Origin of the sequence: Spiroplasma sp. hy2, assembly GCF_044714365.1 — a bacterium.
Taxonomy (GTDB): domain Bacteria; phylum Bacillota_I; class Bacilli_A; order Mycoplasmatales; family Mycoplasmataceae; genus Spiroplasma; species Spiroplasma phoeniceum.
Genome location: NZ_RXFZ02000020.1, coordinates 1 through 10,554 on the forward strand (window position 1 = coordinate 1; position 10,554 = coordinate 10,554).

Genomic DNA, 10,554 nt, shown 5'->3' on the forward strand with positions numbered 1-10,554 from the left:
TAAATAAAAAAGTCATTTTTCGTTGTAGGAAAATATTAAATTTTTAAATAAAAGACATAATTAATTAAAATTATAATTTGCTATTAGTATTTTTTTAAAAATATTTAGAATTATTTTAATAGGTTATGCAAGAAGTCTAATTAATGTATTCTGAGGATATATTCTGTAAAAAATAAGGGGAAAAAACTATTTATGAAAAAACTATTCATTATTTTTAGTGTTGTCGGATTATTTACCACTGGGATAACTAGTAAAATTACAAGTTGTCGAATGATAAAATATTGTGATACTAATTATACTAATTCAAATTTACAAAATGAGATGTTAATTTGAATGAAAATTGCCAGTGATGTTAGTAATGAGATAACAAATTATGATAGCAATGGAAATATTAAAAATTCAAACGAATTTCCAGAATTAAATCAATTTTATGATTTAGTTAATCAACGTAGGTTGTTTTTGACCGTTCAAATACGCAGATTAATTTAGGATTAAAAAAAATTTCAAAATGAATGTAAAGAAATATTTAAAAAATTAAATGTTAAAATTAGTGAAACATATCCAAATTATTTTAATACTTGTAAATTGTACTATGAAGTGTAGCACTTTATAAACTGTAAAATCAAGCTTTTTAAATTTGTAAAGATTTTTTATAAAAATTAAAGCAAAAATATCTTTTATTTTATGGCTTATTTTAGTTAATTAATTACTAAAATAACTATTAAGCTTAAAAATAAGGTTTTCATTCATATAAAAAGTGCTACATTTGCATTTACAATTTACAACTTTAAAGAAAAAACCATTGTATCACCTTGAAGAAGCAGATAAATTTACTTTAACTTATGTTGATTTAGATAAAATTAATAAATTAACTAATACTACAACGACTGGTGTTCGAGCAGTTCAAATTCAGTATGAATTTATGTTAGATTTAAGTTTTAAATCCTTAAGACAAATGCGCCCATTTACAGTTACTTATGTTATTACAAATGAACCAGATGAAATTAAAAAAATTTTAGAAAAATCAATTGCAAAAATTAAAAAATATTTAATTAACTTTTTTAATAATTATGAAAATGTCATAATTGATCAAAACAATGAATTCAAATCAATTTACGATGATTTTGAAATTAATTATAATACTAATGTTAAACCACTAGACTTCTTGCATAACCTAGTTATTTTAAAATTCCTATAAAATATATTKAAAATAGAAATTATAGGAATYWTAAAAKAACTAGTTTAAGATTTAATTTAATTGCTTCAATTTATAATTTGCAATTATTATAGATAGCATAGAAGATGTATTTAAAATTAAATAATTTAAATAAAAAAGTCATTTTTCGTTGTAGGAAAATATTAAATTTTTAAATAAAAGACATAATTAATTAAAATTATAATTTGCTATTAGTATCTTTTTAAAAATATTTACAATTATTTTAATAGGTTATGCAAGAAGTCTATTAWATAAAATTTTTATTCAACAATTTAATGAAAAAATTAAGAAAAATAATGCAATTAACTAAGAAATTCGTGCGGCAATTGCTTTTGATAAAACTGGTAATAAATCTTTAATGCGCCTAATTTTAGGAACGGTAACAGCTGAAAATTCAGGACAATTACCTGAAACAGCTGACATTGGTAATTATCAACCAGCCTTATGGGCAGGAGAGGGAATAAATTCATCGGGCTTAACAACTGAAAATTTTGTAACAGCTTATAAAAAAAGTTTACCTATTTTTAATGTCAGTGATAATCATATGATGTTAGCTAGATTATGTGTTAATTTAAATTTTATTTCACTATATGGTTTACCATTAGCTGGAACATTAAAAATCGATGGTAAAAATTTTGAAAGTAATATTTTAATTAGTCGTCAAGGTTTAGATACTAAATTAATAAATTTTGGAAAAATAATTGTTGCGTTTCATAAATATTATCAAGTTGAAATTAAAAAACGAGTTTCAACTTTTAAAGATGAAATTAATTTTAAGTATACTAGTGTATTTCATGTTGGTGAAAAGTTATTTAATAAATTTAAAAGAAATACGCAGAGTGCTAATGCAATTTTTAAAGAATTTTATTAAGTAATTTTAAACAAAGTTCAAATGTAGAGAATTTACCTGATCTTAAGTTATTTAATGCTTATAATTTGGTCAAAGATAAAGCCGTTTGAGTTGGAAATAATAATAATTATCAAACCGTTCGAAATCGAATTGTCTTCAATTATTATTGAGGTTCATTTTGTTTAGTATTTACATTTGGTTTAAATCGAACAAATTCAATTTTCTATGCAGTCTACGGTTCAAATGGTGGCGATATTGATGTTAACCATGGATGATGAGCATGAATTTTAATTGATAAGTAATTTAGTTTTACAACTTTATTATTTTTTAGTAAAATTAAAATAATATATAAAGAGGTCTTAAGCAATGACGAATTTTAATACAAAATGTTTTAAATGTATTGCCGAACAAGAAAAACAAGGTATTGGTGGCGGAGCTGCCGGAGTCTTATTTGGAAAAATGAAAGAAGCAATGGTTGGTACAGTTGATGATGAAATTTTTATTTGTGATCTTCATAAGTAAGAATTAATATAAGGAAAAAAGCAGTTGATGCTTTTTTTAATTTTTAATAAAAAAATTGACTTTTGTGTCAAACCAATATAAAATTTATAAGCGTATATTGTGAAAAGTGAGGTTAATAATTAATGGCATTAAAAGAAAAAGAATTTGGGCATTACGCTAAAAGAATTGATTACACAAAAGTAAGTGGGAATTTAGAATTACCAAACTTAATTGAAATTCAAACTGAAACATATGATTGATTCAAGAAAACAGGGATTAGCGAAGTGTTCGGGGAGGTATTTCCGATTGTTGGACATGAAGGAAATATCGTTTTAGAGATGTTAGATTGAGAATTTAGAGAGCCACGAAGAACAATTTCTCAAGCAAAAGATGAGTCAAAAATCTTTGAAGCACCAATTTATTCAAATTTAAAATTAACAATTAATTCAAAAGATTTAGAAGTTGAAAAAGCAATTTTTAAGGGAGAACCCGAATTAATTAAAGCGTGAATTGAAGAACGTGTTGGGCATATGATTACAATTTTAAAAAAATCAACTGATGTTATTTATTATGATATTCATTCTGGCGATGAAACAGCAACATGTACAGTAACAATTAAAGAAAGATTAGATGATAAACTAATTATTGATATTACAATTGAAAAAGAAGGCGAAGTCTTTTTTGGTGATTTTCCACTAATGACAGGAAAAGGAACTTTTATTGTTAATGGTTCAGAAAAAGTCGTTGTTTCACAATTAGTTCGTTCACCAGGAGCATATTATAAAATTGATTTAAATCGTAAAAATGGAGAAAATGTTTACTATGTTGATTTAATTCCATCACGAGGGACATGGTTAGAGTTTGAATCAGATCATAAAAAAATTAAAGTTGGAAAAGAAGAAAAATTTGAGAATGTTTTTTATGTAAAAATAGATAAATCTAGAAAAGTATCGGTTGCTAATTTCTTAACGGCGTTAGGAATTATTAAAGAAGATGCTCTAGAAATTTTTGGTGATAATAAATTAGTAAAAAGCACCTATGAATTAGATCCATACACAGGTGATATTTCATATGACCAAAGTATTGCTGTTCAAGAAATTTATAAAAAAATTCGTTCAGGAGAAACAGCAACTCCAGATGGTGCGACAAAATATTTATATGGATTATTATTTGATAAACGTAAGTATGATTTAACCAAAGCAGGACGTTTTAAATTAATTCAAAAATTATCAGTTGAAAATCGAATTTATAACAAAATATTAGCTGAAGACATTAAAGATGTAAATGGTAAAGTTGTTTTTACTGAGGGAATGTTAATGGATAAAGAAGCTATTAACAAGTTAAAAGGAATTTTAAAAGCAGGAGCTTGTTTACAAGAAGTTAAATTTAGTGATGAAATTATTTGTTCTAATAAAATCCAAAAAATTAAAGTGTATGTTGATAATGAAGTTCGTTCACGTGTAGCGAATATTATTGGAATTGATCCTAATGCAACTGATGAATATGTAACAGTGCCTGATGTTTTGGCGACATTTTCATATTTATTAAATTTAACAGATGGAATTGGGGAAGTTGATGATATTGACCACTTAGGAAATCGTCGTGTTCGAACAATTGGGGAATTATTACAAAATCAATTTCGAATTGGTTTACTAAGAATTGAAAAAAATGTTAAAGAAAAAATGTCAACTTCAAATTTATTTAAAATGAAACCTTCAAATATTATTAATAATAAGCCATTATCAGCAATTATTGGTGAATTTTTCAATTTATCACAATTATCACAATTTATGGATCAGACAAATCCTTTAGCTGAATTAACAAATAAACGTCGATTAACAGCCCTAGGACCAGGAGGATTATCAAGAGAACGTGCTGGGTTAGAGGTCCGAGATGTTCATTACTCACATTATGGTCGTATTTGTCCAATTGAGACCCCAGAAGGGCCTAATATTGGGTTAATTAATAACTTAGCAACATATGCCAAAATTAATTCATATGGATTTATTGAAACACCATATCGTCGTGTTATTGGTTGCAAAGTTACAATGGAAAATGATTATTTAACAGCTGATGAAGAAAAAAATTATGTTGTTGCACAAGCTAATATTCGTTTAAGTGATAAGGGTGAAATTTTAGATGAACAAGTGGTTGCACGTTTCCAAGGAGAAAATATTATTGCTGGACGAAACGATGTTGACTATGTTGATGTTTCACCAAAGCAAATTGTTTCAATTGCAACAAGTTGTATTCCATTTTTAGAAAATGATGATGCCAATCGTGCTTTAATGGGTGCTAATATGCAACGACAAGCAATTCCTTTAATTGCGCCAAATTCACCATATGTAGGAACAGGAGTTGAATATGCTGCTGCTCGTGACTCGGGATTAGCAATTGTTTCACAATATGATGGAACTGTTGATTTTGTTGATGCAACAAGAATTGTTTTAAAAACAAAAGAAGGGTTAAAAAATTATAATTTAGACACTTTTGTTCGTAGTAACCAAGGAACATCATTAACTCATGTCCCATTAGTGCGTCAAGGACAAAAAATTGAAAAAGGACAAGTTTTAGCTGATGGACCATCAATTGATAAAGAAGAACTAGCATTAGGACAAAATGTAGTAGTTGCTTTTACAACATGAAATGGTTACAACTATGAAGATGCAATTATTGTTTCAGAACGGTTAGTATCCGAAGATGTTTTTACATCAATTCATATTGAAGAATATACAATTGAACGTCGTCAAACAAAACAAGGTCCAGAAGAGATTACTCGTGAGATTCCGAATATTTCTGAAAATGCACGAAAATTTTTAGATGATGATGGATTAGTTATTATTGGGACAGAAGTTAAACCAGGTGATATTTTAGTTGGAAAAGTAACACCAAAAGGACAAACCCAATTATCACCAGAAGATAAATTATTACAAGCAATTTTTGGTGAAAAATCAAAAAATGTTAAAGATAATTCATTACGAGTTCCAAATGGTGGTGAAGGAATTATCCAAGCAATTAAACGCTTTCCACGAGAAAAATATGAATTATCAGCTGATGTTTTAGAAGTTATTAAAGTTTATATTGTTCAAAAACGAAAAATCCAAGAAGGAGATAAAATGGCTGGTCGCCATGGGAACAAAGGGGTTATTTCGAAAATTTTACCGTTGGAAGATATGCCACATATGGAAGATGGAACACCAATTGATATTATGTTAAATCCATTAGGGGTACCATCACGGATGAATATTGGACAGGTGTTAGAAATTCATTTGGGAATGGCAGCGAAAAAGTTGGGACAAAAAATTTCAACTCCTGTTTTTGATGGAATAACAAATGAAGAATTAATTGAAATTATGGATAAAGCAGGAATGAAAAACTTTGGGAAAGAAGTTTTAATTGACGGTCGAACAGGTGAAAAATTTGATAATCCAGTTTCGGTAGGAGTAATGTATATGTTGAAATTATCACACATGGTTGATGATAAATTACATGCAAGAAATGTTGGGCCATATTCATTAATTACACAACAACCATTAGGAGGAAAAGCCCAAAATGGGGGACAACGTTTTGGAGAAATGGAAGTATGAGCGTTAGAAGCTTATGGTGCAGCTCATACATTACGCGAAATTTTAACAATTAAGTCTGATGATATTAAAGGAAGAACACGTGCTTATGAATCAATTGTGAAAGATAAAAAGATTCCAGAACCAGGAATCCCAGAATCATTTAATGTGCTAACTCGTGAAATTCAAGGGTTAGGATTTAATATTCATATGATTGACGAAAAAGGAAACATTAAGAATATTAAGAGTTATGATGAGACAGATTATGTTGATGAAGACTTATTAACAGATAGTGATGAATTTGAAGATGAATTTGATATTGATAACTTTATTTTAAGTACTAATCTTGAGCCACAAAAAAATGATAATTTAGATGAATTTGTTAAAGTTGAAGATAGTTTTGACTTGGTAGATAATTTAGACGATGATGAGTTAGATGACATTGATGATGAACTTGATGAAATTAATGATCAAGATGAATTAGATTAAGGGGGAAGAAAAAATGATTGAAAATAATGAAAAAAATAATCGTATGATTAAAATCGGCTTAGCAAACCCTGATGATATTCGTAGTTGATCATATGGGGAAGTAAAAAAACCAGAAACAATTAATTATAAAACATTAAAACCAGAACGCGATGGATTATTTGATGAAAAGATTTTTGGTCCAACCAAAAATTTTGAATGTGCTTGTGGGAAGTACAAAAAATCAAAAAATAAGGGAAAAATTTGTGAACGTTGTGGAGTAGAAATTACTGAAGCGATTGTTCGTCGTGAACGAATGGGACATATTGAATTAGAAGAACCAGTAACACATATTTGAATGTTAAAAGCAGCACCTAGTCGAATTGCTTTAATTTTAGATATGAAAACAAAAGAACTTGAAGAAGTTGTTTACTTTGTTTCATATATTGTATTAGATGCTGGTGATGCAAAATCATTGAAACAAAAAATGGTATTAGATTTAGGAAATGCTAAAACATCAGCACAAACACGTCAACGATTAACAAAGACATTGCGTGAAATTTTAGATACACTAGAACCTAACACAATTGCTTATGAAGTGGGAGAAACAATGATTGAAGATTTAAAAAATACTTCATTGCCATTTTCAATGGATGAATGTGCTCAGTTCATTAATCGTCATACTAATGCACGATTTGGAATTGGAGCAGAAGTTGTTGAAGTATTATTAAAAAATCTAAATATTGATGATGAAATTGAAAAAATTAAGCAAGATTTAAAAGATAAAAAAACAGAATTAGATCAAAATAAATTAATGAAACGTTTAGAAGTTTTAGATTCATTAAAAAAATCAGGTTCACGACCAGAATGAATGATTTTACGAGCAGTGCCAGTCATTCCACCAGATATTCGTCCAATTATTCAACTAGATGGTGGTCGTTTTACAACATCAGAAATTAATGATTTATATCGTCGAATTATTATTCGAAATGAACGATTAAAAAAAGTTAAAGCAATGGGAGCACCAAGTGTTATTGTTAATAATGAAAAAAGGATGCTACAAGAAGCTGTTGATGCTTTATTAGATAATGAACGTAAGGCACGACCAGTAACGGGAAAAGATAAACGACCATTAAAATCATTAACAAGTATTTTAAAAGGAAAACAAGGTCGTTTCCGTCAAAACTTATTAGGAAAACGAGTTGACTATTCAGGACGGTCAGTTATTGCAATTGGACCTGACTTAAAAATGTATCAATGTGGGTTGCCACGTGATATGGCCATTACATTATTTAAACCATTTGTTATTAGCAAATTAGTTAAAGATGGTTTAGCAGCAAATATTAAAGTTGCGGAAAAATTAATTTTAAATCAAGATGATAAAGTATGAGAAGTTTTAGAAGAAGTTATTAAGACTCGTCCAGTGTTATTAAACCGTGCGCCAACGTTACACCGATTAGGAATTCAAGCATTTGAACCAAAATTAGTCAAAGGAAAAGCAATTAGATTACATCCATTAGTAACAACTGCTTTTAATGCTGACTTTGATGGTGACCAAATGGCGGTTCATGTCCCAATTACAGAAGAAGCAGTTGCTGAAGCACGAAGTTTAATATTAGGAAGTCGAAATATTTTAGGACCAAAAGATGGTAAACCAATTGTTACACCAACCCAAGATATGGTGTTAGGGAATTATTATTTAACATATGAAGAAAAAGGACAATTAGGGGAAGGAACAATCTTTAAAGATTTAAATGAAGCTGTTATTGCATATGAAACTGGAGCTGTCGCTTTACATGCTTTAGTTGCTATTCCTGTTGTTGGTTTTGTAAATAAAAAATTTAAACCCGAACAAATGAAAGATTATATTATTACAACCCCAGGAAAAATTATTTTTAATCAAATTTTTAAAGAAGAGTTTCCATACTTAAATGAACCGAATGTTGAAAATTTAACAGCATTACCTGCTCGCTCATTAATTAAAGACAATGTTAATTTAGTTGAATATTTAGCGAGTTGAAAAGTTAATCCACCATTTAAGAAAAAAGATTTATCAAATATTATTGATCGCTACTTTAAACAATATGGAGCTAATAAGACTGCTGAAATGTTAGATAACATGAAAAATCTTGGTTTCAAATATTCAGGGAAATCAGGAGTAACAGTATCAGCAGGCGATGTTAAAGTTTATGATAAAAAACAAGAAGAATTTAAAGCGGCAGATCAAAAGGTAAAAGAAATTAATGATTACTTTAAAATGGGAATGTTGACCAGTCGTGAAAAACAACACCGCATTATTAGTGTATGATCAAAAGTTAAAGATAACATTCAAACTGAATTAGAACATGTTTTACGTGAAGACCCAAAAAATCCAATCTTTATGATGGCGGATTCAGGAGCACGGGGAAATGTTTCAAACTTTACCCAATTAGTTGGGATGCGGGGGTTAATGAATAATCCAAAAGGAGACATTATTGAATTACCAATTAAGTCTTCGTTCCGTGAAGGTTTAACAGTGTCAGAATTCTTTATTTCAACCCATGGAGCACGAAAAGGGATGGCTGATGTTGCTTTAAAAACAGCTGACTCAGGATATTTAACAAGACGATTAGTTGATGTTTCACAAGAAATTATTATTACAGTGAAAGATTGTAATGCTCGTCGTGGTTTTGTTGTATCAGATATTATTGAGCAAAAACATGCTAACATTATTGTGCCATTATTTGACCGTTTAGTTAGTCGCTATAATTTAAAAGATATTAAATTAAAAAATGGTGAAGTTATTGCTGCTAATACATTATTGACTGAAGAAGATAGTCGAAAAATTGTTGATAATGATATTAAGGAAGTTATTATCCGTTCTGTTTTAACTTGTGAAGCAGAAAAAGGTGTTTGCCAACGTTGTTATGGGAAAAACCTTGCTACAGGAATGGGAGTTGAAATTGGTGAGGCAGTTGGAATAATTGCTGCGCAATCAATTGGAGAACCAGGAACACAGTTAACAATGCGAACATTCCATACGGGTGGTGTTGCTGGGGGAGCTGATATTACCCAAGGGTTACCACGGATTAAAGAATTATTAGATGTAACCACACCAAAAGGATCAATTGCTGTTATTTCTGAAATTGATGGAAAAATTAGTGATATTCGTGATGAAGGTGGAATTCATACCATTTATGTTAAATCAGATAGTGATGAACGAAAATATAAAACGCAATATAATGCTGTTTTAAGAGTTAAAATTGGTGACAAAGTTGCTCGTGGTCAAAAATTGACGGAAGGTTCAATTAATATTAAAGAATTATTAGAAGTTGCCAAAATTGAAGATGTTCATAATTATATTTTAAAAGAAGTACAACGAGTTTATCGTTTACAAGGAATTGAAATTTCTGATAAATATATTGAAATTATTATTAAACAAATGTTAAATAAAGTTAAAATTATTGATGCTGGTGATACTGAATTATTACCAGGAGAAATTGTAACAATTAAACGCTATCGTAATGAAACAATTAATGCTGTTCGTTCAATGAAAAAACCGCCAACAGCAAAACATGTTATTTTTGGAATTAAAAAAGCACCATTAGAATCTGAGTCATTCTTATCATCAGCGTCATTCCAAGATACAACACGAGTATTGGTTAAGGCGATTATTAAAGGCAAAGTTGATTGTTTAGAAGGTTTAAAAGAAAACATTATGTTAGGACATTTAATTCCGGCGGGAACAGGATTAAAAAATCCCAAAGATATTATTACGGCTGGAATTGCAGCAAAAGCTGAAGAATACTAAAAAGACCATTAGGTCTTTTTTTTTTTTCTTGGGAATATTGAGAATAAATCTCTTTAATTTTATCGAAAACTCTTGATATTTATAAAATATACCTAAAATTAGGTATATTTTTAATATATGGAGGTAAATAATTAATGAAAAAAATAATTACAGAATTAATAAATAGCTT

General features: G+C 28.8%; 6 protein-coding genes and 1 pseudogene. All 7 read left to right on the top strand.

The features are described 5' to 3' along the window. The first annotated feature begins 192 nt into the window (after window positions 1-192). The 7 genes and pseudogenes from EHV01_RS01295 to rpoC all read left to right on the top strand — a co-directional run bounded on the left by EHV01_RS01295 (window position 193) and on the right by rpoC (window position 10,385). Entirely contained in the window at window positions 193-489 is a 297-nt protein-coding gene (locus EHV01_RS01295; protein WP_422065869.1) for a hypothetical protein, read from the top strand. 277 nt (window positions 490-766) lie between these two features. Continuing rightward, window positions 767-1,198 carry a hypothetical protein gene (locus EHV01_RS01300; RefSeq protein ID WP_422065870.1) on the top strand — a complete coding sequence of 144 codons (432 nt, stop codon included), beginning with the start codon at window positions 767-769 and terminating at the stop codon, window positions 1,196-1,198. A 376-nt stretch (window positions 1,199-1,574) separates the two neighbouring features. After that, complete coding sequence (locus tag EHV01_RS01305; protein WP_422065871.1) at window positions 1,575-2,087, top strand: hypothetical protein; 513 nt, start codon at window positions 1,575-1,577, stop codon at window positions 2,085-2,087. Window positions 2,088-2,152: 65 nt separating this feature from the next. After that, a complete protein-coding gene (locus EHV01_RS01310; protein WP_422065872.1) occupies window positions 2,153-2,368 on the top strand; it encodes a hypothetical protein in 216 nt (71 codons plus the stop codon). Window positions 2,369-2,432: 64 nt separating this feature from the next. After that, complete coding sequence (locus EHV01_RS01315) at window positions 2,433-2,588, top strand: hypothetical protein (protein WP_422065873.1); 156 nt, start codon at window positions 2,433-2,435, stop codon at window positions 2,586-2,588. A 641-nt stretch (window positions 2,589-3,229) separates the two neighbouring features. Then, window positions 3,230-6,619 (top strand): annotated as a pseudogene (locus tag EHV01_RS01320) (DNA-directed RNA polymerase subunit beta); the annotation flags it as partial. A 13-nt stretch (window positions 6,620-6,632) separates the two neighbouring features. Beyond that, window positions 6,633-10,385 carry a DNA-directed RNA polymerase subunit beta' gene (gene rpoC / locus EHV01_RS01325; protein ID WP_422065874.1) on the top strand — a complete coding sequence of 1,251 codons (3,753 nt, stop codon included), beginning with the start codon at window positions 6,633-6,635 and terminating at the stop codon, window positions 10,383-10,385. Window positions 10,386-10,554 lie beyond the last annotated feature (169 nt).